The following is a 24,827-nucleotide window of genomic DNA, read 5'->3' as shown; positions in this document are numbered from 1 at the left end:
GTTGGCCGGGAGCCAACGGGCACAAAGAGGGCATCCCTCTCGGTCAACCCCATGATCAACGGGGAGGGGCGGGTGGGGTGGGGTGGGAGCTGGGTGGGGTCGGAGGACCCGGGCGGGGCGGGGCTTGATCTCCTAGGGTGGGTGGGTGGCCCGGAGTGTGTATCTGACCAGTGTGGGGTCCGGCGGGGGCAAGTCGACGATCGCCCTGGGCCTGGCGGAGCTGCTGTCCCGGCAGGTCGAGCGGATCGGAGTGTTCCGGCCGCTGGTCGCCGGACACCGCCCCGATCCGATCCTCGCCCTGCTCAGTGACCGCTACCGGATCGACCTGCCGCCGGCCGACCTGTCCGGCACGACCTACGCCGAGGCCACCGACCTCGTCGCGGACGGCCGCCGGGAGGAGCTGATCTCCGGGATCGTGGCCCGCTACCGGGAGATCGAACGGCAGTGCCCGGCGGTGGTCGTGGTGGGCAGCGACTTCGCCGACGGCGGGGACGGTGCCGGTCCCCGGGAACTGGCCTTCAACGCCCGGCTGGCCACCGAGTTCGGCAGCGTGGTGGTGCCGGTGGTCGACGGGCTCGGGCAGGAGCCGGCGGCGATCGCGGCGGCGGCGCGCGGGGCGTACCACGACCTGGAGGACCTGGGCGCGACGGTGCTGGCGGTGATCGCCAACCGGGTTCCGGGCCCGATGACGCTGCCCGACCTGCCGGTGCCCGCGTACGCCATCCCGGAGGTCCCGACCGTGTCGGCGCCGACGGTGGCCGAGGTGGCGGCGGCGCTCGGCGCCACCCTGCTGGCCGGTGACGACGCCGCCCTCGGCCGGGACGTGCTGGACTACGTGGTGGGCGCGGCGCACGTGCCCACCCTGCTCGGGCACCTCACCGAGGGGGCCCTGGTGATCACCCCGGGCGACCGGGCGGACCTGCTGGTGGCTGCCAGCGCCGCGCACGTCGCCGGCCAGGTGTCGGTGGCCGGGCTGGTGCTCACCCTCGGGGTGCAGCCCGACCCGCGGGTGATGAGCCTGGTGGAGGGGTTGAACACCGGGCTGGCGGTGCTGTCGGTGGGCAGCGACAGCTACGACACGGTGGCCGCGTCCAGCCGGATCGAGGGCCGCCCGAGCGCCGCCAACCCGCGCAAGGTGGAGGCCGCGCTGGGGGTGTTCGAACGCTGTGTGGACACCGACGACCTGGCCCGCCGGCTGCGGGTCAGCCGGTCGGAGCGGGTCACCCCGCTGATGTTCGAGTACGACCTGATCGACCGCGCCCGGGCGCAGCGCCGGCACCTGGTGCTGCCCGAGGGCGGTGACGAGCGGATCCTGCGGGCCACCGAGATCCTGCTGCGCCGCGGCGTCGCCGACCTGACCCTGCTCGGCCGGCCGGACGACATCGCCCGCCGCACCCGGGAGCTGGGCATCGACATCGGCGGGGCCCGGGTGGTCGACCCGGCCGCGAGCGAGTGGCGCGACGAGTTCGCCGGCGCGTACGCGCAACTGCGCGCCCACCGGGGCGTGACCCTCGACCTGGCGCACGACATCGTGGCGCAGCCGAACTACTTCGGCACGATGATGGTGCAGCGTGGGTACGCCGACGGGATGGTCTCCGGCGCCACGCACACCACCGCCGCCACCATCCGGCCCGCCTTCGAGATCATCCGGACGGTGCCGGAGGTCTCCATCGCCTCCAGCGTCTTCTTCATGCTGCTCGCCGACCGGGTGCTGGTGTACGGCGACTGCGCGGTCAACCCCGACCCGGACGCCGCCCAGCTCGCCGACATCGCGATCTCCTCGGCGGACACCGCCGCCCGCTTCGGGATCACGCCCCGGATCGCCATGCTGTCGTACTCGACCGGCAGCTCCGGGACCGGCGCGGACGTGGAGAAGGTCGCCGCCGCCACCCTGCTGGTGCGGGAACGCCGGCCGGAACTGCTGGTCGAGGGCCCGATCCAGTACGACGCCGCGATCGACCCGGCGGTGGCGGCCACGAAGCTGCCGGGCAGCGAGGTCGCCGGGCGGGCGACGGTCTTCATCTTTCCGGACCTGAACACCGGCAACAACACCTACAAGGCGGTGCAGCGCTCGGCCGGCGCGGTCGCCGTGGGGCCGGTGATGCAGGGCCTGCGTCGCCCGGTGAACGACCTGTCCCGGGGCGCGACGGTGCCGGACATCGTCAACACGGTGGCGATCACCGCCATCCAGTCCGCCGCGTCGGCGGAGGAGGAGGGGGACGCGTGACCGCCGAGCGGGTGCTGGTGCTCAACTGCGGGTCGTCGTCGGTGAAGTGGCGGCTCTACGACGGCGACGACGTGATGGACAAGGGCACCGTGGAACGGATCGGCGAGGCCGGCGGCGGGCCGGCGGACCACGCCACGGCGGTCCGCGAGGTGATCGGAAAGGTCGACCTGACCGGACTCACCGCCGTCGGGCACCGGGTGGTGCACGGCGGGCAGGAGTTCGGCGAGCCGGTCCTGGTCGACGACGCGGTGCTGGCCGCCATCCGTGACCTGGCGCCGTTGGCGCCGCTGCACAACCCGGCCAACCTGGCCGGCATCGAGGTCGCCCGGCAGGCACTGCCGGACGTTCCGCAGGTCGCCGTCTTCGACACGGCGTTCCACACCACGCTGCCGGAGGCCGCCGCGACCTACGCGATCGACCGGGACACCGCCCGGCGGTACGGCATCCGCCGGTACGGCTTCCACGGCACCTCGCACGCGTACGTCTCCCGGCGGACCGCCGACCTGCTCGGCCGGCCGTACGACGAGGTCAACACCATCACCCTGCACCTGGGCAACGGGGCGAGCGCCTGCGCGGTCGCCGGTGGCCGCAGCGTGGCCACCTCGATGGGCATGTCCCCGTTGGAGGGCCTGGTGATGGGCACCCGCAGCGGTGACCTGGATCCGACGATCGTCTTCCACCTGCGCCGGGAGGCCGGGATGGGCGTCGACGACATCGACGACCTGCTCAACCACCGCAGCGGACTGCTCGGGCTGACCGGGGCCAACGACATGCGCGAGGTGCTCACCCGGCGGGCCGACGGCGATCCGGCCGCGACGCTCGCCTTCGACGTCTACTGCCGGCGGATCACCGGCTACGTCGGGGCCTACTACGCGCTGCTGGGCCGGGTGGACGCGGTGACGTTCACCGCCGGGGTGGGCGAGCACGCGGCGCCGGTCCGGGCGGCGGCGCTGGCCGGCCTGGACCGGCTCGGGATCGCCGTCGACCCGGCGCGCAACGCCGGCAGCGGCGACCGGGTGATCTCACCGGACGGCGCGGAGGTCACCGTGTGCGTGGTCGGCACCGACGAGGAGCGCGAGATCGCCCGCGCGGCGCGGGCGGTGGCCACCGCCTGACGGCGTCGGGCGTCGGGCCGGCTCAGCCGAGGGCCACCCAGACGGCGAGCACGATCAGCACGGCCGCGACCACGGCCGCGCCGACGTACAGCGGGGTCCGGGACGCGGCGGCGGGGGCCGCCGGCTCGGCGGGGTTCGCGAAGGCGCGGAACGCCTCGGTGTTACCGCTCGGGTCGGTGTAGTTCTCAGGCATGCGGTGACGATAGCGAAGCTCGTCGAGGTGTGCCCCATCGTGTCCGCGGCGTGGCGTGAGGTCCGGCCGGGCGGTCGGTGGGATCCGGCCGGGTGGCGCGTACGGCCGGCCCGGAAGGCGGGCCACGGCGGCCCGGCGGAGCCCTACCGTGTACCTGTGGGGGGCGGGGGCTTTCGCGCGGGTCGTGAGCGCAGGAAACGGCTGGTGACGGCGCTGGTCACGATGCTGCTGGTGACCGGCTGCGGGCCGGCGACCGCGGCGACCGGGCAGCCGGCGCCGGCCCGGGTCGCGCCCACCGGGGCGTACGCGGTGGGCGTCCGGACGTTCACCGTTGACGCCCGTTCGGCGCGACCGCTGCCGGTGACCGTCTGGTATCCGACCCGGGGTGGTGCGGCGGTGGCGGACGGGCGGTTCCCGGTGGTCCTCTACAGCCACGGGCTGCACAGCCTGCCGGAGTCGCACGCCGGGCTGACCACCCGCTGGGCCGCCGCCGGCTTCGTGGTGGCCGCGCCGGCCTACCCGCACACCCGGCGCGGAGCGGCCCGGTTCAGCCGCGCCGACGTGCGCCACCAGCCCGCCGACGCCTGGCGGGTGATCCGGCACCTGGTCCGGCTGGACGCCCGGGGCGCGGACCCGCTGGCCGGGCACCTGGACGTCGGCCGGATGGCCGCCGCCGGGCACTCGGCCGGGGGTTTCACCACCGCCGGCATGTTCACCTCCGGGCGCTCGGCCCGGCTGCGGGCCGGCATCGTGCTGGCCGGCGGCGGGATGGCGGGCAGCTTCGCCGGGCCGGCCGCCCCGGTGCTGTTCGTGCACGGCACCGACGACCGGATCGTGCCGCCGTCCGTCGGCCGGGCCGGCTACGACCGGACCACCGGCCCGGCGGCCTTCCTCAGCGTCCTCGGGCAGGGCCACGGCGAGTACCTGATCCCCGGCCGCCGCGGCTTCGACCCGGTGCTCGCCACCACCGTCGACTTCCTCCGCTGGACCCTGTACGGCGACCCCGCCGCCGCCCGCCGCCTCCCGGACAGCGCCCGCTCCCCCGGCGTGACGCGCTACGAGTCCCGGCTGACCTCCTGACGCTCCGCACGGGGTCGCCAACGGTGCGTCGAACCCGGTCGGGTGGGCCCGGCGGGCGAGGCACAATCGGATGCATGCCCCGTCGCGTCGCCCCTGCCCTGCTCGCCGCCCTGGTCACGGCCGGTCTGGTCGGCTGCTCCACGGACCGCCCCCCGGCCGCCCGCCCGGCGGTGCCGGTCGAACCGCCGCCGGCCGCCACTCCGGCACCGCGCGTCCCCGCCGGCTCCGCCCCGGAGCGGGCCTTCGCGGTCGGCGTACGCCAGTTGAAGGTGAACCGCGGCGGCGACCGTCCCCTGCCGGTGACCCTCTGGTACCCGGCGACCGGGGAGGCGGGCGGCGAGCCGCGGCGGTCGGCGGGCGCCGCCCGGGGCGCGTTCCCGGTCGTCATGTTCAGCCACGGCCTGGGCGGGCGCCCCGCCGACTACGAGACGTTGCTGAGCCGGTGGGCGGCGGCCGGGTTCGTGGTGGCCGCGCCGACCTTCCCGCGCACCTCCTCCGGCGGCGACGGCAACGTCCTGGACGTGCTGAACCAGCCGGCCGACGTGTCGTACGCGCTGACCCAGGTGCTCGCCCTCGACACGAAGGCCGGTGACCCGCTGCGCGGCCGGCTGGCCACCGACCGGGTCGCGGCGGCCGGGCACTCGGCCGGCGGGGTGACCACGATCGGGCTGTTCACGGCCGCCCGGGACGAGCGGCTCGACGCGGGGGTGGTCTTCGCCGGCACCGCGCTGGGGGTGGGCACCGCCTTCGCCGGTGCCGCCGCGCCGCAGTTGTTCGTGCACGGCGAGGCCGACGAGGTCGTCGAGTACGCCGCCGGCCGGGCCGCGTACGACAAGGTGCCCTGGCCGAAGGCCATGCTCAGCCTGCCCGACGGTGACCACGGCCGGGCCCTGCTGCGTGACGGGGCGGCGCTGCGCGTCGTCTCGGACACGACGGTGGAGTTCCTGCGCTGGTCGCTGTACGGCGACGCGGCCGCCAAGCGCCGCATCCCCACCGACGCCGCCCGGGACGACATCGCCACCCTCGACAACCGCCTCTGAGGGGTGAGGAAGGGCCCCCGGTCAACGCCTGGCGTTGTACAAGGGTCCCTTCCTCACGCGCTCAGGCGTGGTGGTCGACCACGACCTTGCCGAAGACGTCGCCGGAGTGCAGGCGGGCGAAGGCGTCCTCGACCCGGCTGAACGGCACCACGCTGTCCACCACCGGGCGGACCCCCCGCTCGGCGCAGAACGCGAGCAGGGCGGCCAGTTCGTCCGGGGTGCCCATCGAGGTGCCCAGGATCTCCAGCTGCATCGCGAACACCCGGCGCAGGTTGACCTTCGGCTCGTGCCCGGCGGTGGCGCCGGAGACCACGATCCGGGCCATCGGCGCGGCGGACTTCAACGAGTGGTCGAAGGTGGCCGCGCCGACCGTCTCGATCACCACGTCGACCCGCTCCGGAAGCCGGGCCCCCGGCTCCACGGCGGTCGCGCCCAGCGCGGTGATCCGCTCGCGCTTGGCGGCGTCGCGGCTGGTCGCGTACACCCGCTTGCCCATCGCGGCGGCCAGGGCGACGGCCGCGGTGGCCACGCCGCCCCCGGCGCCCTGGACCAGCACCGCGTCGGCGTCGTCGACGCGACCCTTGGTGGTCAGCATCCGCCACGCGGTGAGCCAGGCCGTCGGCAGGCACGCCGCGTCCGTCGCCGCCAGGCCCGCGGGCAGGACGACCAGGTTCGACCGGGGTACGGCCACCCGCTCGGCGAGCGTGCCGGGGAAGTGCTCGGAGAGGATGGAGACGCCGCGCGGGTCGCCCGGGGTGGCGACCACCGGGTAGACGACCACCTCGTTGCCGTCCGGGTCCACCCCGGCGGCGTCGCAGCCGAGGATCATCGGCAACTGGTCCTCGCGCAGCCCGACCCCGCGCAGCGACCAGAGGTCGTGGTGGTTGAGCGAACTGGCGGTGATCTGGACGGTCACCCAGTCGTCGTCCGGGTGCACCGGCTCGGGCCGGTCGCCGACGGCGAGCGCGGCGAGTGGGTCGGCGTCGTCGAAGCGGGTGGCGAAGGCGGCACGCATGATCGGCACGGTAACAAGCTGAGCGCTCGTTAAGAAGGGCCCCTTCCTATGCGAAACGCGATAGGAAGGGGCCCTTGCAAACGTGCGAACGTGCGAACAACCTCAGCGGGTGACGCCGTCGCGGCGGGCGGCCTCGGCGACCGCCTCGGCCACCGCCGGGGCGACCCGCGGGTCCAGCGGTGACGGCACGATGGCGTCGGCGGTGAGCGACTCGGCCACCACCCCGGCGATCGCGTCGGCGGCGGCCACCTTCATGCCCTCGGTGATCCGGGTCGCCCGGGCGTCCAGCGCGCCCCGGAAGACGCCCGGGAAGGCCAGCACGTTGTTGATCTGGTTGGGGTAGTCGCTGCGGCCGGTGGCGACCACCGCGACGTGTCGGGCGGCCACCTCGGGGTGCACCTCGGGGGTGGGGTTGGCCAGCGCGAAGACGATCCCGCCGGGGGCCATGCCGGCCACCGCCGCCTCGGGGATCTGCCCGCCGGAGACGCCGACCAGGACGTCCGCGTCGCGCAGCGCCTCGGTGATGTCGCCCTGCCGGCCGTCGGCGTTGGTCAACCCGGCCAGTTCGGCCTTGGTGCCGGTCAGGCCGTCGCGGTGCCGGCCGATGATCCCCCTGGAGTCGCAGACGACCACCCGCTCGGCTGCCACCCCGCCGGCGATCAGCATCTTGGTCACCGCGACCCCGGCGGCACCCGCGCCGCTGACCGCGACCCGCAGGTCGCCGAGCTTGCGGTCGAGCAGGGTGGCCGCGTTGCGCAGCGCGGCGAGCACCACGATCGCGGTGCCGTGCTGGTCGTCGTGGAAGACCGGGATGTCCAGCGCCTCGTCGAGGCGGCGCTCCACCTCGAAGCAGCGCGGCGCGCTGATGTCCTCCAGGTTGATCCCACCGAACGACGGCGCGAGGGCCCTCACCACCGCCACGATCTCGTCCACGTCCTGGGTGTCCAGGCAGACCGGTACCGCGTCCACGCCGCCGAACTGCTTGAACAGCACGGCCTTGCCCTCCATCACCGGCAGCGCGGCGCGGGCGCCGATGTTGCCGAGCCCGAGCACGGCCGAGCCGTCGGTGACGACGGCGACGGTGTGCCCGGCCCAGGTGTAGTCGTCGGCGAGGCGAGGATCGGCGGCGATCGCCTCACAGACCCGGGCCACCCCGGGGGTGTACGCGAGGGAGAGGTCCTCCCGGCTGGTCAGCGGAACGGTCGAGGCGACGGCCATCTTGCCGCCCCGGTGCAGCCGGAAGACGGGATCAGCGGGGTCCACGGTGGACGGTGACATGGTGACTCCAGAATCTGTCGAGCAGACGGAGCGGCCGGTCGGGACGCGTGGTGAGGCGCCGAGCGGCGGCGTGGTGCGGGGGGTCACCCGGACACCTGCGAGCATAGTGTCGCCCGCCGCCATGGTATGTGAGTAGGGTCATACTCCGCGGCGACCGAAGATCCGGGGGCCCGGCCAGTAGCGGGCCACCACCCGCCCCCGCACGTCCGCCACCCCGTACGCCCGGGAGTCGTCGGTCACCAGGTCGTTGTCGCCGCGCAGCCACCAGCCGCCGTCCCGCGCCCGGACGGCGCGCTTGACCACCAGCAGGTCGGGCCGGCTGCGGAAGACCGCGACCACCAGGTCACCGGGGCGGACGGCGCGGTCGCCGCGGCGCACCAGCACCGCGTCGCCGTGCCGCAGCGTCGGGGACATCGAGGGCCCTGTCACGAGTACGGCGGTGAGTGGCCACCGGAGCCGGGGGACGGTCATCGGTTTCACCTCCAGCCGCCTCGGGGACCTCCTCCAGGAGTAATGTCGTCTTGGATCATCGCAAACTTCCCAGGAGGATCCTGATGCGACTTCCGCGCATCCTTTCGCCCCGCGTGACCGCCAGCGCCCACTGCGACCTGCCGTGCGGCGTCTACGACCCGGCGCAGGCCCGGATCGAGGCCGAGTCGGTCAAAATGATCTGCGAGAAATACCAGGCGAACACCGACCCGGAGTTCCGTACCCGCGCCATCCTGATCAAGGAGCAGCGCGCGGACCTGGTGAAGCACCACCTGTGGGTGCTGTGGACCGACTACTTCAAGCCGGCCCACTTCGAGAAGTACCCGCACCTGCACCAGCTCTTCAACGAGGCCACCAAGGCGGCCGGCGCCGCCGGCGCCAAGGGTGCGACCGACCCGGCCAAGGCCGACGAACTGCTGCAGAAGATCGACGAGATCTCGAAGATCTTCTGGGAGACCAAGAAGGCGTGACCTTCGGTCCCCCGGCACCGACGATCCGGCCGGCACGTCCTGAGGACGTGCCGGCCGTCGTCGCCATGGTGCACGAGCTGGCCGACTTCGAGCGCGCCCCGGAACGGTGCCACCTCACCACCGCCCAGCTCGACACCGCGCTGTTCGGCCCGGCACCGGCGCTGTACGGGCACGTGGCCGTCGACGCCGCCGACCGGCCGGTCGGCTTCGCGCTCTGGTTCCTCAGCTTCTCCACCTGGGAGGGCGGGCACGGGATCCACCTGGAGGATCTGTACGTCCGCCCGGAGGCGCGCGGCACCGGCGCCGGCCGGCTGCTGCTGGCCGCCCTCGCCGCGATCTGCGTGGAGCGCGGCTACCGCCGGCTGGAGTGGGTGATGCTCGACTGGAACCCGGCTGCCGCCTTCTACGCGGCGATCGGCGCCCGGACGGTGGACGACTGGCTGTCGTACCGCCTCACCGGGGACGCGCTCGCCGGTCTCGCCGGGCAGGCACGTGGCGCCGCCCACACGTCCGACCGGCCGACCGGGTAGAGTCCCCGACCGGGGGGATGAGCCGTGACTCAACTGACCGGGCAGCTCAGGACCGACGACGACATCGTGCACCTCACCGTGCCCGCCGACGGCGGTTACCTCGGCGTGCTCCGCACCGCGACCGCCGGTCTCGCCGCGCGACTGCAGTTCGCGCTCGACGAGATCGAGGATCTGCGGATCGCCGTCGACGAGGCCTGCGCGATGCTGCTCGCCATCGCCACCCGCGACGCCGAGTTGGACTGCCGCTTCGCGGTCACCGACGACGCGCTCACCGTCGAGGTCACCGTGCCGACGGTTCGCGGCGCGCAGCTGCCGGCCGAGTCGTCGTTCGCGTGGAAGGTGCTCACCGCGCTGACCACCTCCGCGTCGGCGCACGCCGCCGACGGCCGGGCCAGCATCTCCCTGCTCACCCGGCGCGGCTCCGGCTACTGACCCGTCCCGCCGGGCCAGCCACCGACCAGGGGCCGGCGCGCGGTCACTCGAAACCCAGGGCCCGGTTGGTGGGGGAACTGACCAGCAGCCCGGTCACGCCCAGCCCGAGCGCGATCAGCGGCACACCGAGCCAGCCCAGCCCGCCCTGGATCATGAACCAGCCGATCGGCAGCAGCATGAGCTGGAGCACGATCGCCGGCGCACGGGCACCGGCCCTCCGCCGGACCAGCGCGCCGCCCAGCGCCCACAGGGCCACCGCCGCACCGACGGCGAACGCGGTCACCAGCAACGCCGACGGCAGGTCGGTGGTGGTGGCGGTGAGATCGGACCAGACCAACCAGGCGGCGACGAGCCCGACGGCGACCGCCTCGGCCCGCAGGATGTGCACCGCCCAGCGGAGCGTCACGGGAATCGGGTCGGGGTCGATGGTCACGGCCGCCACGATACCGGTGCCGGCGCGCGGTACAGTGCCGCCCATGCGGGCCGTCCTGGTGGTCAATCCCAAGGCCACCACCACCAGTGAGCGCAGCCGGGACGTGCTGGTCCGGGCGCTGCGCAGCGAGGTGGACCTCTCCGTTCGGTACACCCGGCGGCGGGGCCACGCCACCGTGCTCGCCCGTGAGGCGGCCGAGGAGGGCGTCGACGTGGTCGTCACCCTGGGTGGCGACGGCACGGTCAACGAGGTGGTCAACGGCCTGATGACCGCGAAGCCCGCCACCGTCCCGCTGGGCGTCACGCCGGCCGAACGGCTGCCCGCGCTGGCCACCGTGCCGGGGGGATCCACGAACGTCTTCGCCCGCGCTCTCGGCCTGCCCCGCGAGTGGCCGGACGGGACCAGCATGATCCTGGAGGCGCTGCGGCTGGGCCGGCACCGGACGATCGGGCTGGGCCGGGCCGACGACCGTTACTTCACCTTCTGCGCCGGCTTCGGCCTGGACGCCGCGGTGATCCATCGCGTGGAGCAGGCCCGCCGGCGGGGTCGGGTCTCCACGCCCGCGCTCTACTTCCGCTCCACGGCCGCGCAGTACTTCTTCCGCTCGGACCGCCGGCATCCGGCGATCGCCCTGGAGCGGCCCGGTGAGGTGGCCGAGGAGGAACTGGCCACGGTGATCATTCAGAACACCGCCCCGTGGACGTATCTCGGGGACCGGGAGGTCAATCCCAACCCGGACGCGTCGTTCGACCTCGGGCTCGACGTGCTCGCACTACGTCAGCTCCGCGTCGCCAGTACGACACGCACAGTCACCCAGTTCTTCTCCGCGAAGCCCGACCCGCACGGCAAGCAGGTGCTCCGGCTGCACGACGTGGACGAGTTCACGCTGGTCTCCAGCCGCCCGCAGGCGTTCCAGCTGGACGGCGACTATCTGGGCGACCGGGAGAAAGTCAGATTCACCTCCATTCCGGCCGCACTGAGAGTAATCTGCTAGGTCTCGGGTACTGCCCTAGGTCGACGCGCCGGCGAGCTCGTCACGTACGCCACACGCCACGCCGAGGGACAGGTGCCGGAAATGTCAGCAATGTCACGAGGACCGTACTATATTGATCCTCGACTGTGGTACTCCGGGTAACCGGATCCCCGGCAAAAGCGGACAAAGGGGTTGTGGGCTTGCTCACCGCCCGGAGTTTTTCCCCGCGCCACCCTTGACATCACGACTGTTCGTGAAAGTATTCACAAGCGAACTTGAGTTACCGGGACATTGCCTGGATATGCTCGTCAGGTTGAGCTGTTCCAGCAGGTCCACGGGGCCGACAGCCTGCTCACGCTACGCCGAATAGTTGGACGCGAACCGTAACCTTCGGCGTGCGGATGCATATAGAAAAAGCACCACTGCAATATCTGCCACCCATCCAGAATGAGGAGTGTTGCCGCCATGGACTGGCGCCACGATGCCGTCTGCCGCGACGAGGACCCGGAGCTGTTCTTCCCGATCGGGACGTCCGGTCCGGCCCTCTTGCAGGTGGAGCAGGCGAAGGCCGTCTGCCGGCGCTGCCCCGTGACCGACCAGTGCCTCCAGTGGGCGCTCGAGTCGGGACAGGACGCCGGTGTCTGGGGCGGGATGAGCGAGGAGGAGCGCCGCGCCGTCAAGCGTCGCGGTGGCATCCGAGTGCTGCGCGCTCACTCCGCCTGATCCAACGCAGAGTCCGGAAAGCCCCGGTCGGGTCCACCCGGCCGGGGCTTTCCGCTGTCCACACTCGGTCGTGGTGATCCGGGGGCCCGGTCAGCCGGCCGCCTCGTCGACCCGCCGCCGGACCAGGTCGGCCAGTTCCGGCACGTCGGTCAACGGCGCGGACACCGCCACCGCGCCGGCCGTCCGCGCCCCGGCGGCCACCGCGTCGTGGAAGAGGCCCGGCGCCAGGAAGTACGCCGACACGGCCACCCGGCGGGCACCCCGGGACCGCAGATGCGCCACCGCGGCATCCACGCCCGGCGGGGCGGCCGACGCGTACGAGACCCGGGTCGGCACGCGCAGCGCGTCGCTCAGGGCCGCCGCGACCCGGCCCACCGAGGCCCGCGCCCGGGCGTCCCGGGTGCCCGCCGCCGCCAGTACCAGCCCGTCGAACGCCTCCGGCCCGGTCCCGCCCCGCCCCGCCCGACCGTCCGCCCGGTCCACGCCGGCCTGGTCCAGGCCGGCCTCCACCAACCTGCGCCGCAGGCCGGCCAGCAGCCCGGCGTCCACCGTGGCGCCGGTGGGGCCGAGCACGTCGGTGACCCGTACCGCGATCGTCGCGCCGGCCGCGCGGGCGGCGTCGACCGCCGCCGGGATGTCGACCCGCCGGTGGTACGCGGCGGTCAGCAGCAACGGCACCAGCACCGCCCGGGCGTGCCCGGCCTTCGCCAGCTCCCGCAGGACGGCCGTGGGCCCCGGCTCGGTGTGGTCCAACCAACTGGCCACCACGGGCGCGCCGGGCCGGACGACCGCCACCGCACGGGCCAGCGCCCGGGTCGCCTCGGCCGCCCGCGGGTCCCGGCTCCCGTGGGCGACCAGCACCACCGGATCCGGCGTCGGAGTCAGGCGTGCAGACCGCACTCGGTCTTCTCGAACATGGCCCAGCGGCCGGCCCGGGGGTCCTCCCCCGCCTTGGTGCGCCGCGTGCACGGCCAGCAGCCGATCGAGCCGTAGCCCCGCTTGAACAACTCGTTGACCGGCACGTTCCACCGGGCGATGTACGCGTCCACGTCCGACTGCTTCCAGGCCGCGATCGGGTTGACCTTCACCCGGCCACGCCCGGCGTCGAAGGTCACCACCGGGGTGTTCGCGCGGGTCGGTGACTCGTCGCGGCGCAGCCCGGCGGCCCAGGCGTCGTAGCCGGACAGGGCCCGCTCCAGCGGCTCCACCTTGCGCAGCTGGCAGCAGTCGTCCGGCGACCTGTTGAACAGCCGGGGCCCGTACTCGCCGTCCTGCTGGCCGACGGTGAGCCGGGAGCGGATCGACCGTACGTTCACCGGCAGGGTCCGGGCCACCTCGTCGCGCACCCGCAGCGTCTCCGGGAAGTGCAGGCCGGTGTCGAGGAACACCACGTCCACGCCGGGCGCCACCCGGGAGACCAGGTGGGCCAGCACCGCGTCGGCCATCGAACTGGTCACGCAGAAGCGCTCGCCGAACGTCTCGGCGGCCCAGCGGGCGATCTCCAGCGCGGGAGCGCCCTCCAGGTCGCGGCCGGCCGCCTCGGCCAGCGCGCGCAACTCCTCGGGGCCGCGCCGGCCCGGGTCGGCCGGCTTCGAGCCACCGATCCCGACCAGGCCCAGGTCGGCGACGGACCGCAGGCCGCTCATCGGGTGACCCCCCGGCCCAGCAGACCACTGAACTTCACGCTGAAGACCCGGGCGCAGCCGTGGCACTCCCACGCGCCATGGCCGCTCTCGTTCGGCCGCAGGTCCTCCTCGCCGCAGTAGGGGCAGTAGAGCGGCACGGAACGGGTCTCGCTCATCGGAGTTCCTCCTCGTCGACCCTGATCACCCAGTTGGCGAACGTCTCGCCGTCGGTGCGGCCGGCCAGGTAGCGGCGGGCCAGCCGTTCCACGTACTCCGGAAGCTCGTCGGCGGTGGTCTTCAGGCCGCGCAGCTTGCGGCCGAAACCGGCGGTCTGCCCCTGCGCCATGCCGAGGCCGCCGCCCAGGTGCACCTGGAAGCCCTCCACCTGCTGGCCGTCCGGACCGACCACCAGTTGACCCTTGAGGCCGATGTCGGCGACCTGGGTGCGGGCGCAGGCGTTCGGGCAGCCGTTGATGTGGATGGAGATGTCCGCGTCGAACTCCCGCAGCCGCTCCTCCAGCCGGGCCACCAACTCCTCGCCGCGCGCCTTGGTCTCCACGATCGCGAGCTTGCAGTACTCGATGCCGGTGCAGGCCATCGTGCCGCGCCGCCAGGCCGACGGCTGCGCCTCCAGACCGATCCGGCGCAGCGCCGCCACCAGCGAGTCGGTCCGCTCCGGCGCCACGTCCAGGACCAGCAGCTTCTGGTACGGCGTGAGCCGCACCCGGTCGCTGCCGTGCGCCTCGACGACGTCGGCCAGCTCGGCGAGCTGCCCACCGGACACCCGCCCCACCACCGGGGCGGCGCCGACGTAGTTGCGCCCGTCGCGCTGCCGGCGTACGCCGATGTGGTCGATCGGCTTCGCCGGCAGCTCCGGGGCGGGACCGTCCAGCAGGGTGCGACCCAGGTATTCCTTCTCCAGCACCTCGCGGAACTTCGCCACGCCCCAGTCGGCCACCAGGAACTTCAACCGGGCCCGGTTGCGCAGCCGCCGGTAGCCGTAGTCGCGGAAGATGCCCACCACGCCGGCCCAGACGTCCGGTACCTCGTGCAGCGGCACCCAGGCACCCAGTCGCTTGGCCAGCATCGGGTTTGTGGACAGGCCGCCGCCGACCCACAGGTCGAAGCCGGGGCCGTGCTCCGGGTGGTCGACGCCGAGGAAGGCGATGTCGTTCGCCTCGTGCGGGGTGTCCGGCAGCCAGGAGATGGTGGTCTTGAACTTGCGCGGCAGGTTGGAGTACGCCTTGTCGCCGACGTAACGGCTGACGATCTCGTCGATCGCCGGCGTCGGGTCGAGCAGCTCGTCCTCGGCCACCCCGGCGACCGGGCTGCCGAGCACGATCCGCGGGCAGTCACCGCACGCCTCGGTGGTCTGCAGACCGACCGACTCCAGGCGTCGCCAGATCTCCGGCATGTCCTCGACGCGGATCCAGTGGTACTGGATGTTCTGCCGGTCGGTGATGTCGGCGGTGTCCCGGGCGAACTCACGGGAGATGTCGGCGATCACCCGGAGCTGCGCCAGGCTGAGCTGACCGCCGTCGATCCGCACCCGGAGCATGAAGAACTCGTCCTCCAGCTCGTGCGGCTCCAGCACGGCGGTGCGACCGCCGTCGATCCCGGCCTTGCGCTGCGTGTAGAGCCCCCACCAGCGGAAACGGCCGCGAAGATCCTGCGGGTCGATGGAGGCGAAACCCCGATGGGCGTAGATGTTCTCGATCCGGGCCCGCACGTTCAGCGGGTCGTCGTCCTTCTTGATCCGCTCGTTGGGGTTGAGTGGCTCGCGGTGGCCGAGCGCCCACTGACCCTCGCCGCGCGGACGCCGGGGAGCCCGGACGGGACGTGCCGTCGGGTCCTCGGACCGAGCCGAGCTGGTGCTGACCGCCATCGCGGCGTCCTCCGTTGTCTGCGGTGCCTCGTGGAAGCGCGGAGCGCGGCGGCCGGCCCGTCAGAACGGGCGGGGGACAACGGTGTCGGAACAGCCGGCGCGGGGCGCGCCCGAGACAGATGGGTCGGGCGTCGTCAGTCGGCCGGACAGATCGCGCTGCGCACGCGGCCGTAGTCGACGTGGCGACGGGCCACGAAGCGGCGGACGACAGCGGCGGTCATGTACGCCATGCTGCCACACGCTCACAGGGCGAGCCAATATACGCGTGCGGCATCCCACATCACGGGCCGACCGCAGGGTTTCGTGTGGGACGCTCCTCAGGTGGGCGATTTGTCCAGGATGCGAGTGCGGGCGTGGCCCGTCTGGGTGGCACCGGTCCTGCTGACCCTGGCGGTCACCCTCACCGGCCTCGGCCGGGCGCAGCTCTGGCGCGACGAACTCGCCACCTGGAGCGCGGCCACCCGCCCGGTCGGCGACCTGGTCCGGCTCGCCGGGACCATCGACGCGGCGAGCGGCCCCTACTACCTGCTGGTGCACGGCTGGGTGGAGCTGGCCGGCGACTCGACGACCGCGCTGCGGCTGCCGTCCGCGCTCGCCATGACCGGGGCGGCCGGGCTGACCGCGGTCCTCGGTGCCCGCCTCGCCGGTTTCCGGGCCGGGTTGCTCGCCGGGCTGCTGTTCGCGGTGCTCCCCGGCACCTCGCGGTACGGCCAGGAGGCCCGCCCCTACGCCCTGGCCACCCTGCTCGCGGTGGCCGCGACCCTGCTGCTGGTCGCCGCGTCGCGCCGGCCGGGGGCGGCACGCTGGGTCGCGTACGCCCTCGTCGTCGCGGCCCTGGGCCTGGTCCACCTGGTCGCGCTCACGCTGCTCGCCGCGCACGCGGTGTGGGTGCTGGCGGACCGGCCCGGCGGGGCGGCCGAGCGGGCACGGCGACTGGGCCGGTGGGCGCTCGCGGTACTGCCGGCGGCACTGGTCGTGGCGCCGCTGGTGGTGCTCGCGCGCGGCCAGCGCGGCCGGCAGCTCGACTGGGTGGACGCCGCCCGGCCCGGTGACCTGGCGGCGCTGGCCGGTGGGGTCACGCAGAGCGGTGTGGTGGGCGGCCTGCTGGTCGGGCTGGCCGCGCTGGGGGCGGCACGACTGGGCCGCCGTGCGCTGCTGCCCGGCGGCGCGGTGCTGCTGCCGATGGTGATGCTGTTCGTCGCCGGTTCGCTCGTGCCGCTCTGGGTGCCCCGCTACCTGGTCTTCGTGGTGCCGTTCGGCTGCGTACTGGCCGGGGTGGCGCTGACCGTGGCGCCGCTGCCGCCCGCGGTGGCCGTGGTGGTCCTGGCCGGGTTGCTCGGCCTGCCCGACCAGGCCGCGCTGCGTCGTACGCACGAGTGGCCACGCGGTGCGACGGTCGACTACCGGGGTGCCGCGCGGATCGTGGCGGACGAGCGGCGGCCGGGGGACGCGATCGTGTACGAGCCCCGGGACAGCTGGCTCTTCCTCGATCTGGGTCTCGCCTACCACCTGGGCGACCGGCTGCCGCGCGACGTGCTGGCCAGCGAGGACCCGGTACGCCGGGGCGACCTGTGGGCCGCCGAGTGCGCCCGGCCGGCGGCGTGCCTGGCCGGGGTGGACCGGGTCTGGCTGGTGGTGGCCGGCCGGCGCGCCGATCCGGTGGCCGCCGTGCCCGGCGCGAAGGGCGACGCGCTGCGGACGTTCCGGGTGCAGCGGGTACGGCAGCCGCACGGCCTCACCGTCGCCCTGCTCAGCCGGCGGTGAGCCGGATCAGGACCCGGAACGGCCGTCCGGGGCGGTCCGGGCCAGCGGCACCACCAGGACGGCCTCGGTGCCCCCGTGGGCACCGGCGCGCAGCTCGATGGTGCCGCGCAGCTCGCCGGTGATCAGCGCCCGGACGATCTGCAGGCCGAGGTTGCCGCCCCGTTCGGCGTCGAAGTCCGGCGGCAGGCCCTGCCCGTTGTCCACCACGGAGACGTGCAGCATCTTGCGGAACCGGTGCGCGGACACCACCACCTCCGGTCGCGGTGCCTCGACGGCGGGCGCCGGCGTCCCGTCGGACGGTTCCGGCTCCCCCGGGAAACCGTGTTCGACGGCGTTGAGCAACAACTCGTTGAGGACCATCACCAGCGAGGTGGCGATCTCCGCCGGCAGGACGCCGAAGCTGCCCTTGCGGCGCATGCCCACCGTCGACTCGGTCGCCGCCACCTCGGTCGCGGCGCTGGCCACCCGGTCCACGATCCCGTCGAACTCGACCGCCTCGTCGCTGGACATGGAGAGCGTCTCGTGCACCAGGGCGATGGAGGCGACCCGGCGTACCGATTCCTCCAGGGCGATCCTCGCCTCCGGCATGGACACCCGGCGGGCCTGGAGGCGGAGCAGCGCGGCCACCGTCTGGAGGTTGTTCTTCACCCGGTGGTGGATCTCCCGGATGGTGGCGTCCTTGGTGATCAGGGCGCGGTCCCGGCGGCGTACCTCGGTGATGTCCCGGACCAGCACCAGCGCGCCGATCGGGACCCCGGCCGGCATCAGCGGCAGTGCCCGGGTCAGCATGGTCGCGCCCCGCGCGTCGATCTCGCGGCGCGGTGGCGCCTCGCCGCGCAGCGCGGCGAGGATGCCGTTCGCCGCGTCGGTGCCCTCCAGCGGGTCGGCGGCCAGCCGGCGGTGCAGCGCGGCGAGATCCTCACCCACCAGGTGGGAGGCGTAGCCCAGCCGTCGGTACGCGGACTGCGCGTTCGGGCTGGCGTAGGTGACCTTCCCGCCGGCGTCCAACCGGACCAGCCCGTCGCCGACCCGGGGCGCCGAGGTGGTCTCCCCCGGGTGCCGGGGTGGTGGGAAGGTGCCGTCGGCGATCATCTGGGCCAGGTCGTCGGCCGTGGTGAGGTAGTTCAGCTCCAGCTGGCTGGGGGTACGCGCGGTGGACAGGTTGGTGTCCCGCCCGACCACCGCGATCACCTCGCCCGCCTCCCCGTCGGCGGTCCGCAGCCGCACCGGGATGGCCTCGTGCCGGGCGGGCACGTCGCCGTACCAGACCGGGTCGCCCTCCCGCCAGATCCGGCCCTGCCGGTGGGCCACCTCCAGGTGCGCCACCTCCGGCCCGCCGACGATCCGGCCGACCTGGTCGTCCTGGTACGCGGTGGGCGCGGTCGTCGGCCGGACCTGGGCGACGCAGAGGTAGGTGCCCTCGCCGTCCACCGGAACCCAGAGCAACAGGTCGGCGAAGGACAGGTCGGAGAGCAACTGCCAGTCGCCGGCGATCCGGTGCAGGTGGTCGATGTCGGCCGGGCGGAGCTGGGTGTGCTCCTCGGCGAGGTCGCGCAGCGTGGACACGGTGAACAGCGTGCCACGCCGGGTGGCGCCCGGCGCGCCGGGCGTACCGGCGTCACATCGTCGCGGTCACCTTCTTCAGCCCGCGCGGCGCGTCCGGATCCTCGCCCCGGGCCAGCGCCAGCGCCAGCGCCAGTCGCTGCAACGGAAGGATGTCCAGCAGCGGGGCGTACCGCTCGTCGACGTCCGGCACCACCATCCGGGTCGCGCCCGGCACGTCGGCCGAGCCGACCACCACGACGTCGGCGCGGCGCTCCCCGAGGCGGGGCAGCACCTCCCCCATCGACCGGCCGCCCGGGCCGGAGCCGACCACGGCGAGGACCGGCACGTCGGGGTCGGTCATGGCGAGCGGGCCGTGCAGCAGGTCGGCGCCGGAGAAGGCCAGCGCCGGCAGGTACGACGTCTCCATCAGCTTCAGCGCGGCCTCGCGGGCCGTCGGGTACGCGTAGCCACGGCCGGTGGTGACCAGTTGGCCGGCGAACCGGTAACGCGGGGCGAGCTGGGTCGGGGTGGGGTCGTCCAGGGTGCGGGCGGCCAGCTCGGGAAGGCCGGCGAGCGCCCGGTGCTCGTCGGCCGGCAGCGCCCCGTCGCCGGCCCGGACGCCCTCGACGAGCATCAGCAGGGCCAGCAGCTCGGCGGTGTACGTCTTGGTGGCGGCGACGGCACGCTCGTGGCCGGCGGCGATGTCGATGCTCAGCTCCGCCGTGTCGACCAGCGGGGAGTCCGGCGCGTTGGTGACCGCCAGGGTGAGCGCGCCGGAGGCGCGGGCGCTGCGCAGCACCTCGGCGAGATCCGGCGAGCCACCGCTCTGGCTGACCCCGACGACCAGCGCGTCGGAGAGGTCGGGCCGGCCGCCGTAGAGGGTGACCACGCTGGGCGAGGCGAGCCCGGCGGGCAGGCCGAGCCGGATCTCGGTGAGGTACGCCCCGTAGAGCGCCGCGTGGTCGGACGTGCCCCGGGCGGTGAAGACCACGTGCCGTGGCCGGCGCTCGGCGACCACGGCGGCCACCCGGGCGATCGCGCCGGCGTGCTCGGCGGAGAGCAGCCGCTCGTAGCCGGCGGCCTGTTCGGTGATGTCGGCCGCCATGCCGGCCCCTGGACGCGTCACGGACTCTCCCTCCAGTGCGCGATAGCCGCGCGTTTCGTGCTCAGTCTTGCACCTTTGATCTGGCCTGAGCAATCCAACGATCAAGACTGCGCAGGTGATCACCTTCTCGGCCCAACATCACCTAGGCTGTCCCGACCTCACCGAGCAGCGACGAGCGAGAGGACCACGTGGCCGAGGACGACCGGGTGCCACCCGCGGCGGAAGAGCTGGCCCTGGCACGACGCGCACTCGACGCCGGCGACCTGGAACACGCCGCCGGCCACGTCGCCGCCGCGCTGGCCCAGGCCCCGACGCTGCCCGAGGTGCACGAGACCCTGGCCCGGCTCGGTGCCGCCGGCGGCGCCTCGGCGGTCGATCTCTTCCCGTTGCACCACCGCGTATTCGTCGGCACCGTGGTTGCCCGGGCCCACCTGCTCGCCGCCGCCGGGCACCCGGCCGAGGGGCTGGACCTGCTGGTCGCGGCCACTCACCACGCGCCCGGCACGGACTGGGCCGCGGTGCCCTGGGTGACCACGCCGGACCTGGCCGAACGTCTCGACCCGGAGCGGACCGCCCGGATCCTCATGCAGGTCTGCGCCGGCGCGGCGGACCCGGTGCCCCGGGCCGGCCGCGCGTCGCTGACGCCGTACCTGACGCTGGCCCGCAACGCGGTCACCGTGCACCCCGAGCACGGCCTGCTGCTGGGGGCGGCCTCCGCGCTGGCCCGGCGGCTCGGCGAGGTTCCGCTGGCCATCCGCTGGGCCGACCGGGGCGTACGGGCGGCACCGTCGAAGATCGGCGAGGTCTGGCTCGGCTACGCGTACCGCAGCGGCGGCCGCAACCGGGAGGCGCTGGCCGCCCTCCGCCGCGCCGTCGCGCACGATCCGGACGACCTGGCCGTGTACGCCGACATCGCCGGCACGCTCGCCGACGACGGCCACCTGGACGAGGCACTGGAGTGGATCGACCGGGCGCTGGCCCGGGACCCGTCCTTCGACTGCGCGGTGCACACCGCCCACCGGCTGCGCCACCAGCGCGACGGCGACGTCGCCCACCTGGTCGCCCTCGCCGACTTCGTCCGGGACCACCCGGACGACACCCACGAGCACGGTGACCTCGCCGAGTGCTGCCGGGGCCGACCGTGGCTGGGCCAGGTCACGCCGGCCGGCGGGCCGGCGGTCGACGTGATGCGGCAGGTCCTCGCCGACGACCACCACCGCCCGGGCGGGCCGGTGCGGTTGGCCGAGCCGGCGCCGCCGAGCGCGCTGCGCACCCTGGTGACCACCGCACCCGGCCTGCGGGTGGACATGGCCGAGGTGGGTGACCCGGATCCGCGCGAACCCCGCCGACCGACCACCCGGCAACTCTGGCGCTGGACCGGCACGACCGTCGAGCCGGCCGTGCCGGCGCCGTCGCCGCAGGCGTGCGAGCGGCTGCGGCAGCTCGCCCACCCGGCGTGGCCGCACCCGCCGGCGGCGTACGACGCGGCGGTCGGCCTCGCCACCGTGGACCTGACCGACCTGCTCGGCCTGCTGGTGCACCCGCCGGACGCGCCGCCCACCGCGCTGGGCCGGGTGCTCGGCGGACAGGATCCGGTGCTCTGGGTACGCAGCGTGCAGGTCTGGGCCTGCCTCGGTCTGCTGCACCACCGCACCGACGAACCGTGGGCCACCTCGACCCGCCGCCGGGTGCTGCTCGACCTGGTCTGGGGCATCGAGGACTGGATCACCGAGGCGGCCCTGTTCGCCCTGGTCACGGCCGCCTGGGTGCACCCCGCCGTACGCCCCGATGTGGCCGGTGTGATGGCCGAGCGACTGGCCGACGTGGCCGAGGTGGGCCGTCGCCGCCCGGTACCGATCGCGGTCTCGGTGGCCCACCTGGCGCTGGCCACCCCCGACCTGGCCGCCGAGAGCCGGGCCCTGGCCGCCGGGCTGGCCGGCGTACGCCCGGGTGACCCGGCCGGACGCGGCCCGCGCGCCCTCGTCCGCCGGCTGCTCCGCTTTCTGCGCCGTCGCTGAACGCCCGCGCCGCGCCTCCCCCGGCGGGGGCGGCGCGGCGCGTGGGTGGTGCGACCGGTCAGGGGGTCGGTGCCTTGGCGAGCGCGGTCTCCGCCTGCTCCTCCGGGGTCTGCGCGGGGGGTTCGTTGGCGGTACGCAGCGGGATCTCCCGGATGAACCAGGCCAGCACCGGCAGCGCGACGGTGAAGACCACCGCCCAGACGAACACGTGCGAGATCGCGTCGGCCAGACCACCGAGGACCAGTTCCCGGGCCTGCCCGGGAAGCTGCTGGAGCCGCTCCAGGTCCATCGCGGAGCCCGCCTCACCGCCGCCCCCGCCGAACGCGGCGCCGGCCGGGGAGTCGGCCAGCCGGTTGGCGAAGATCGCGCCGAACAGCGAGATGCCGAACGAACCGCCGATCGACCGGAAGAAGGTGGCGGCACCGCTGGCCGCGCCGAGGTCGCGCTGCTCCACGCTGTTCTGCGCGATGAGCATGGTGGTCTGCATCAGGAAGCCCATGCCGACGCCGAGCACGATCATGTAGAGCGAGGACTCCAGCTTGCCGGTGTGCACGTCCAGCCGGCTCAGCAACGCCATGCCGGCGGCCATGACCGCACCACCGATGATCGGAAACGCGCGGTAGCGCCCGGTCCTGGTGATCGCCCGGCCGACGACGAGGGACACCACGAGCATGCCGAACATCAGCGGGAGCAGCAGCAGGCCGGAGTTGGTGGCCGAGGCCCCCTGCACGGTCTGCTGGTAGAGCGGGAGGAAGTTCATCGCGCCGAACATGGCGAAGCCGAGCAGGAAGCCGATCACCGAGATCAGCGCGAAGTTGCGGTTGGCGAACAGGCCCAGCGGCAGGATCGGCTCGGGCACCCGGCGCTCCACCAGGGCGAACGCCACCAGGGAGAGCACGGCGAGCACGGCGAGGCCGAGGATCTGTGCGGAGATCCAGTCGTAGGAGCTCCCGCCCCAGGTGGTGATCAGCACGACCGCGGTGATCCCGATCGACAGCAGGGCCGCGCCCAGCCAGTCGATCCGGTGTTCGGTGCGGCGCCGGGGCAGGTGGAGGGTCGCGATCAGCAGGACCAGGGCCACCCCGCCGAGCGGCAGGTTGACGTAGAACGCCCAGCGCCAGGAGAGGTTGTCGGTGATGAAGCCGCCGACCAGCGGGCCGGCCACCATGGCGATCGCCATGATGCCGGCGATCATGCCCTGGTAGCGGCCCCGTTCCCGGGGCGGCACCAGGTCACCGATGATGGCCATCACGCCGACCATCAGGCCGCCGGCGCCGAGTCCCTGGACCGCCCGGAAGGCGATCAGCTCGACCATGCCGTCGTTCGGGCCACCGAGCAGGGCGGAGCCGGCCATGCCGCAGAGCGCCGAGCCGATGAGGAAGACGACCACCGAGGTCAGGAAGACCGACTTGCGCCCGTAGAGGTCGCCGAGCTTGCCCCAGATCGGGGTGGAGACCGTGGTGCCGAGCACGTACGCGGTCACCACCCAGGTGAAGTGGTCCAGCCCGCCGAACTCGCCCACGATCCGGGGGAGCGCCGTGCTGACGATCATGTTGTCGAGCATCGCCAGCATCATGGCGATCATCAGTCCGAACAGCACCAGCCGGACGTTGGGTTTGGGCACGGTCGGTGGTGCCTGTGTCATCGGTATGCTCCCCGCGAGAGTTGTCGTACTTACTTGCCGCCCGGCTAGTGACCTTACTAGCCGCACGGTAAGTTGGACACCGCAGACAGGTCAAGCGGATGGGGTGGGCGTGGTGAGAGAGAGCACAGGCGGCACGCGCGAGCGCATCCAGGCCGTCGCGTTGGAACTCTTCACCGAACAGGGGTACGAGGCGACCTCGCTACGCGAGATCGCCGAGCGGTTGAACGTGACGAAGGCCGCGCTCTACTACCACTTCAAGAGCAAGGACGAGATCGTCACCAGCCTCGTCGAGGACCGGCTGGACCGGATGGACGCGCTCATCGCCTGGGCCCGTACGCAGCCGGCCGGCCTGGACACCCGCCGCGCGGTACTCGCCCGGTACGCGGACACCATGTTCACCGGCGCGCAGCCCTCGGTGATGCGCTTCTTCGAGCAGAACCAGACGGTGCTCAAGAGCCTCGCCGCCGGCCGGGACATCCGCGACCGGATGCTCCAGCTCGCCGCCGTGCTCGCCCAGGGCGACGACTCCCCCGCCGCGCAACTGCGGGCCGCACTGGCGCTGTTCGCCGTGCACAGCAGCTGGTTCGCCGTCCGAGCGCCCGGCATCACCGACGCGGAGCGCCGGCGGCTCGCCCTGGAGGTGGCCGACGAACTGCTCGCCGCCATCGGCCGGGCACCGGCCGGGGACGCCACGGCCTGAGCGCCCGGCCGGAGGCCGCTCAGGCCGGCCCGGCCGCGCCGAGGTCCAGCCGCAGCCCGAGCAGGTCCACGCCGGGCAGCGGGGACCAGTCCTTGGCGGGTACGCGGACGAAACCGCGCCGCTCGTACAACCGCCGGGCGGGCACCGCGAACCCGTCACGGACGCAGATCACCACCGCCGCGCAGCCCAGCCCGGCGGCGCGGGCGAGGCACGCGTCGACGAGGGCGGCACCGACGCCACGCCCCTGCGCGGCCGGGTCGACGGCGAGCATCCGGAACTCGGCCTCACCCGGCCCGGACATCTCGGCGTACCGGGTGCCGGGCAGCACGAACGTCACCGAGCCGAGCACCTGACCGTGGTCGGCGTCCACCGCCACCAGCACCTCGCCGTGCGCCGCCCGGGTGGCCACGTCGGCCAGCGTGACCGCGTACCCGTTCTCGCCCTTGAGCTGCCCGTCGGCCTCGTACGCGGCCACCGTCAGCCGGGCCACCGCCGGGAAGTCGGCCGGTCCGGCCGGCCGGACCACCAGCCCGGTGGGCCGG

24 protein-coding genes and 1 pseudogene are annotated in these 24,827 nt (G+C 73.9%); 12 read left to right on the top strand and 13 right to left on the bottom strand.

Going from position 1 to position 24,827, the window contains the following annotated elements:
- Positions 1–145: 145 nt before the first annotated feature.
- Positions 146–2,227 carry a phosphate acetyltransferase gene (gene pta / locus D7223_RS27850; RefSeq protein ID WP_120731744.1) on the top strand — a complete coding sequence of 694 codons (2,082 nt, stop codon included), beginning with the start codon at positions 146–148 and terminating at the stop codon, positions 2,225–2,227.
- Positions 2,224–3,342 carry an acetate/propionate family kinase gene (locus D7223_RS27845; RefSeq protein WP_120731742.1) on the top strand — a complete coding sequence of 373 codons (1,119 nt, stop codon included), beginning with the start codon at positions 2,224–2,226 and terminating at the stop codon, positions 3,340–3,342. The genes pta and D7223_RS27845 overlap by 4 nt, the downstream gene beginning before the upstream one ends.
- A 22-nt stretch (positions 3,343–3,364) precedes the next feature.
- On the opposite strand, the gene D7223_RS33110 is transcribed toward D7223_RS27845, so the two are convergent.
- Positions 3,365–3,535, bottom strand: a complete 171-nt coding sequence (locus D7223_RS33110) for a hypothetical protein (protein ID WP_186832348.1) — start codon at positions 3,533–3,535, stop codon at positions 3,365–3,367.
- 222 nt (positions 3,536–3,757) lie between these two features.
- Here D7223_RS33110 and D7223_RS27840 point away from each other — a divergent pair, with 222 nt between their 5' ends.
- Positions 3,758–4,615 carry an alpha/beta hydrolase family protein gene (locus D7223_RS27840; RefSeq protein ID WP_120731859.1) on the top strand — a complete coding sequence of 286 codons (858 nt, stop codon included), beginning with the start codon at positions 3,758–3,760 and terminating at the stop codon, positions 4,613–4,615.
- Positions 4,616–4,689: 74 nt separating this feature from the next.
- Positions 4,690–5,655, top strand: a complete 966-nt coding sequence (locus D7223_RS27835) for an alpha/beta hydrolase family protein (protein ID WP_120731740.1) — start codon at positions 4,690–4,692, stop codon at positions 5,653–5,655.
- Positions 5,656–5,716: 61 nt separating this feature from the next.
- Here the strand turns inward: D7223_RS27835 and D7223_RS27830 are convergent, their stop codons facing one another.
- From D7223_RS27830 to D7223_RS27820, 3 genes are all read right to left on the bottom strand, one after another.
- The gene (locus D7223_RS27830) at positions 5,717–6,679 is read right to left on the bottom strand and encodes a zinc-binding dehydrogenase (RefSeq protein ID WP_186832347.1); all 963 of its coding nucleotides are present in this window, start codon (positions 6,677–6,679) and stop codon (positions 5,717–5,719) included.
- Between the two features lie 93 nt (positions 6,680–6,772).
- Positions 6,773–7,948 carry an NAD(P)-dependent malic enzyme gene (locus D7223_RS27825; protein WP_120731738.1) on the bottom strand — a complete coding sequence of 392 codons (1,176 nt, stop codon included), beginning with the start codon at positions 7,946–7,948 and terminating at the stop codon, positions 6,773–6,775.
- Between the two features lie 138 nt (positions 7,949–8,086).
- A complete protein-coding gene (locus D7223_RS27820; RefSeq protein WP_120731737.1) occupies positions 8,087–8,419 on the bottom strand; it encodes a S24 family peptidase in 333 nt (110 codons plus the stop codon).
- 83 nt (positions 8,420–8,502) lie between these two features.
- Between D7223_RS27820 and sodN the strand changes: the two genes are divergently transcribed.
- The 3 genes from sodN to D7223_RS27805 all read left to right on the top strand — a co-directional run bounded on the left by sodN (position 8,503) and on the right by D7223_RS27805 (position 9,869).
- On the top strand, positions 8,503–8,907 hold the full coding sequence (sodN, locus tag D7223_RS27815) for a superoxide dismutase, Ni (protein WP_120731734.1): 405 nt from the start codon (positions 8,503–8,505) through the stop codon (positions 8,905–8,907).
- Between the two features lie 65 nt (positions 8,908–8,972).
- Positions 8,973–9,437: a GNAT family N-acetyltransferase gene (locus D7223_RS27810; protein WP_120731855.1), complete on the top strand. Its 465-nt coding sequence runs from the start codon at positions 8,973–8,975 to the stop codon at positions 9,435–9,437.
- Between the two features lie 24 nt (positions 9,438–9,461).
- The gene (locus D7223_RS27805) at positions 9,462–9,869 is read left to right on the top strand and encodes an ATP-binding protein (protein ID WP_120731732.1); all 408 of its coding nucleotides are present in this window, start codon (positions 9,462–9,464) and stop codon (positions 9,867–9,869) included.
- A 43-nt stretch (positions 9,870–9,912) separates the two neighbouring features.
- On the opposite strand, the gene D7223_RS27800 is transcribed toward D7223_RS27805, so the two are convergent.
- Positions 9,913–10,347 (bottom strand): hypothetical protein, encoded by a 435-nt coding sequence (locus D7223_RS27800; RefSeq protein WP_420330349.1) that lies wholly within the window; start codon positions 10,345–10,347, stop codon positions 9,913–9,915.
- Here D7223_RS27800 and D7223_RS27795 point away from each other — a divergent pair.
- Both D7223_RS27795 and D7223_RS27790 read left to right on the top strand, forming a co-directional pair.
- On the top strand, positions 10,346–11,296 hold the full coding sequence (locus D7223_RS27795) for a diacylglycerol/lipid kinase family protein (RefSeq protein WP_120731730.1): 951 nt from the start codon (positions 10,346–10,348) through the stop codon (positions 11,294–11,296). The genes D7223_RS27800 and D7223_RS27795 overlap by 2 nt on opposite strands.
- Before the next feature lie 444 nt (positions 11,297–11,740).
- Complete coding sequence (locus D7223_RS27790; protein ID WP_120731728.1) at positions 11,741–11,998, top strand: WhiB family transcriptional regulator; 258 nt, start codon at positions 11,741–11,743, stop codon at positions 11,996–11,998.
- 90 nt (positions 11,999–12,088) lie between these two features.
- On the opposite strand, the gene D7223_RS27785 is transcribed toward D7223_RS27790, so the two are convergent.
- The 4 genes from D7223_RS27785 to D7223_RS27775 are packed head-to-tail and all read right to left on the bottom strand — an operon-like array spanning position 12,089 to position 15,508.
- Positions 12,089–12,898, bottom strand: coding sequence for a sirohydrochlorin chelatase (locus tag D7223_RS27785; protein ID WP_186832346.1), 810 nt, complete (start codon positions 12,896–12,898; stop codon positions 12,089–12,091).
- On the bottom strand, positions 12,880–13,644 hold the full coding sequence (locus D7223_RS27780) for a phosphoadenylyl-sulfate reductase (protein ID WP_120731723.1): 765 nt from the start codon (positions 13,642–13,644) through the stop codon (positions 12,880–12,882). Before D7223_RS27780 ends, D7223_RS27785 begins: the two co-directional genes overlap by 19 nt.
- Positions 13,641–13,799 (bottom strand): hypothetical protein, encoded by a 159-nt coding sequence (locus D7223_RS33105; RefSeq protein ID WP_186832345.1) that lies wholly within the window; start codon positions 13,797–13,799, stop codon positions 13,641–13,643. The genes D7223_RS27780 and D7223_RS33105 overlap by 4 nt, the downstream gene beginning before the upstream one ends.
- Positions 13,796–15,508 carry a nitrite/sulfite reductase gene (locus D7223_RS27775; protein ID WP_120731721.1) on the bottom strand — a complete coding sequence of 571 codons (1,713 nt, stop codon included), beginning with the start codon at positions 15,506–15,508 and terminating at the stop codon, positions 13,796–13,798. Before D7223_RS27775 ends, D7223_RS33105 begins: the two co-directional genes overlap by 4 nt.
- Positions 15,509–15,847: 339 nt before the next feature.
- Between D7223_RS27775 and D7223_RS27770 the strand changes: the two genes are divergently transcribed.
- The gene (locus D7223_RS27770) at positions 15,848–17,272 is read left to right on the top strand and encodes a glycosyltransferase family 39 protein (RefSeq protein ID WP_120731719.1); all 1,425 of its coding nucleotides are present in this window, start codon (positions 15,848–15,850) and stop codon (positions 17,270–17,272) included.
- A gap of 6 nt (positions 17,273–17,278) precedes the next feature.
- On the opposite strand, the gene D7223_RS27765 is transcribed toward D7223_RS27770, so the two are convergent.
- The gene (locus tag D7223_RS27765; RefSeq protein WP_120731717.1) at positions 17,279–18,838 is read right to left on the bottom strand and encodes a PAS domain-containing sensor histidine kinase; all 1,560 of its coding nucleotides are present in this window, start codon (positions 18,836–18,838) and stop codon (positions 17,279–17,281) included.
- Between the two features lie 52 nt (positions 18,839–18,890).
- Positions 18,891–19,922: an SIS domain-containing protein gene (locus D7223_RS27760; RefSeq protein ID WP_120731715.1), complete on the bottom strand. Its 1,032-nt coding sequence runs from the start codon at positions 19,920–19,922 to the stop codon at positions 18,891–18,893.
- Between the two features lie 188 nt (positions 19,923–20,110).
- Here D7223_RS27760 and D7223_RS27755 point away from each other — a divergent pair, with 188 nt between their 5' ends.
- On the top strand, positions 20,111–21,940 hold the full coding sequence (locus D7223_RS27755) for a tetratricopeptide repeat protein (protein WP_120731712.1): 1,830 nt from the start codon (positions 20,111–20,113) through the stop codon (positions 21,938–21,940).
- 58 nt (positions 21,941–21,998) lie between these two features.
- Here D7223_RS27755 and D7223_RS27750 read toward each other — a convergent pair whose 3' ends face one another.
- Positions 21,999–23,585, bottom strand: coding sequence for an MDR family MFS transporter (locus D7223_RS27750; RefSeq protein ID WP_120731710.1), 1,587 nt, complete (start codon positions 23,583–23,585; stop codon positions 21,999–22,001).
- Between the two features lie 112 nt (positions 23,586–23,697).
- Between D7223_RS27750 and D7223_RS27745 the strand changes: the two are divergent.
- A pseudogene (locus tag D7223_RS27745) lies at positions 23,698–24,351 on the top strand (TetR/AcrR family transcriptional regulator); the annotation flags it as partial.
- On the opposite strand, the gene D7223_RS27740 reads toward D7223_RS27745, so the two are convergent.
- A complete protein-coding gene (locus tag D7223_RS27740; protein ID WP_120731849.1) occupies positions 24,305–24,814 on the bottom strand; it encodes a GNAT family N-acetyltransferase in 510 nt (169 codons plus the stop codon). The pseudogene D7223_RS27745 and the gene D7223_RS27740 overlap by 47 nt on opposite strands.
- Positions 24,815–24,827 lie beyond the last annotated feature (13 nt).

The organism is Micromonospora endolithica, assembly GCF_003626595.1.
Taxonomy (GTDB): Bacteria; Actinomycetota; Actinomycetes; order Mycobacteriales; family Micromonosporaceae; genus Micromonospora; species Micromonospora endolithica.
This window is presented reverse-complemented; position numbering and strand designations above follow the sequence as displayed.

What these genes read in the sequence shown, in the direction of transcription:
- D7223_RS27795 (WP_120731730.1), top strand. Translation starts at nt 10,346, where the DNA reads ATGCGGGCCGTCCTGGTGGTCAATCCCAAGGCCACCACCACCAGTGAG.
- D7223_RS33105 (WP_186832345.1), bottom strand. Translation starts at nt 13,799, where the DNA reads ATGAGCGAGACCCGTTCCGTGCCGCTCTACTGCCCCTACTGCGGCGAG.
- D7223_RS33110 (WP_186832348.1), bottom strand. Translation starts at nt 3,535, where the DNA reads ATGCCTGAGAACTACACCGACCCGAGCGGTAACACCGAGGCGTTCCGC.
- D7223_RS27790 (WP_120731728.1), top strand. Translation starts at nt 11,741, where the DNA reads ATGGACTGGCGCCACGATGCCGTCTGCCGCGACGAGGACCCGGAGCTG.
- D7223_RS27775 (WP_120731721.1), bottom strand. Translation starts at nt 15,508, where the DNA reads ATGGCGGTCAGCACCAGCTCGGCTCGGTCCGAGGACCCGACGGCACGT.
- D7223_RS27800 (WP_420330349.1), bottom strand. Translation starts at nt 10,347, where the DNA reads ATGGGCGGCACTGTACCGCGCGCCGGCACCGGTATCGTGGCGGCCGTG.
- D7223_RS27750 (WP_120731710.1), bottom strand. Translation starts at nt 23,585, where the DNA reads ATGACACAGGCACCACCGACCGTGCCCAAACCCAACGTCCGGCTGGTG.
- D7223_RS27820 (WP_120731737.1), bottom strand. Translation starts at nt 8,419, where the DNA reads ATGACCGTCCCCCGGCTCCGGTGGCCACTCACCGCCGTACTCGTGACA.
- D7223_RS27780 (WP_120731723.1), bottom strand. Translation starts at nt 13,644, where the DNA reads ATGAGCGGCCTGCGGTCCGTCGCCGACCTGGGCCTGGTCGGGATCGGT.
- D7223_RS27840 (WP_120731859.1), top strand. Translation starts at nt 3,758, where the DNA reads ATGCTGCTGGTGACCGGCTGCGGGCCGGCGACCGCGGCGACCGGGCAG.
- D7223_RS27825 (WP_120731738.1), bottom strand. Translation starts at nt 7,948, where the DNA reads ATGTCACCGTCCACCGTGGACCCCGCTGATCCCGTCTTCCGGCTGCAC.
- D7223_RS27770 (WP_120731719.1), top strand. Translation starts at nt 15,848, where the DNA reads ATGCGAGTGCGGGCGTGGCCCGTCTGGGTGGCACCGGTCCTGCTGACC.
- D7223_RS27835 (WP_120731740.1), top strand. Translation starts at nt 4,690, where the DNA reads ATGCCCCGTCGCGTCGCCCCTGCCCTGCTCGCCGCCCTGGTCACGGCC.
- D7223_RS27810 (WP_120731855.1), top strand. Translation starts at nt 8,973, where the DNA reads ATGGTGCACGAGCTGGCCGACTTCGAGCGCGCCCCGGAACGGTGCCAC.
- D7223_RS27760 (WP_120731715.1), bottom strand. Translation starts at nt 19,922, where the DNA reads ATGGCGGCCGACATCACCGAACAGGCCGCCGGCTACGAGCGGCTGCTC.
- sodN (WP_120731734.1), top strand. Translation starts at nt 8,503, where the DNA reads ATGCGACTTCCGCGCATCCTTTCGCCCCGCGTGACCGCCAGCGCCCAC.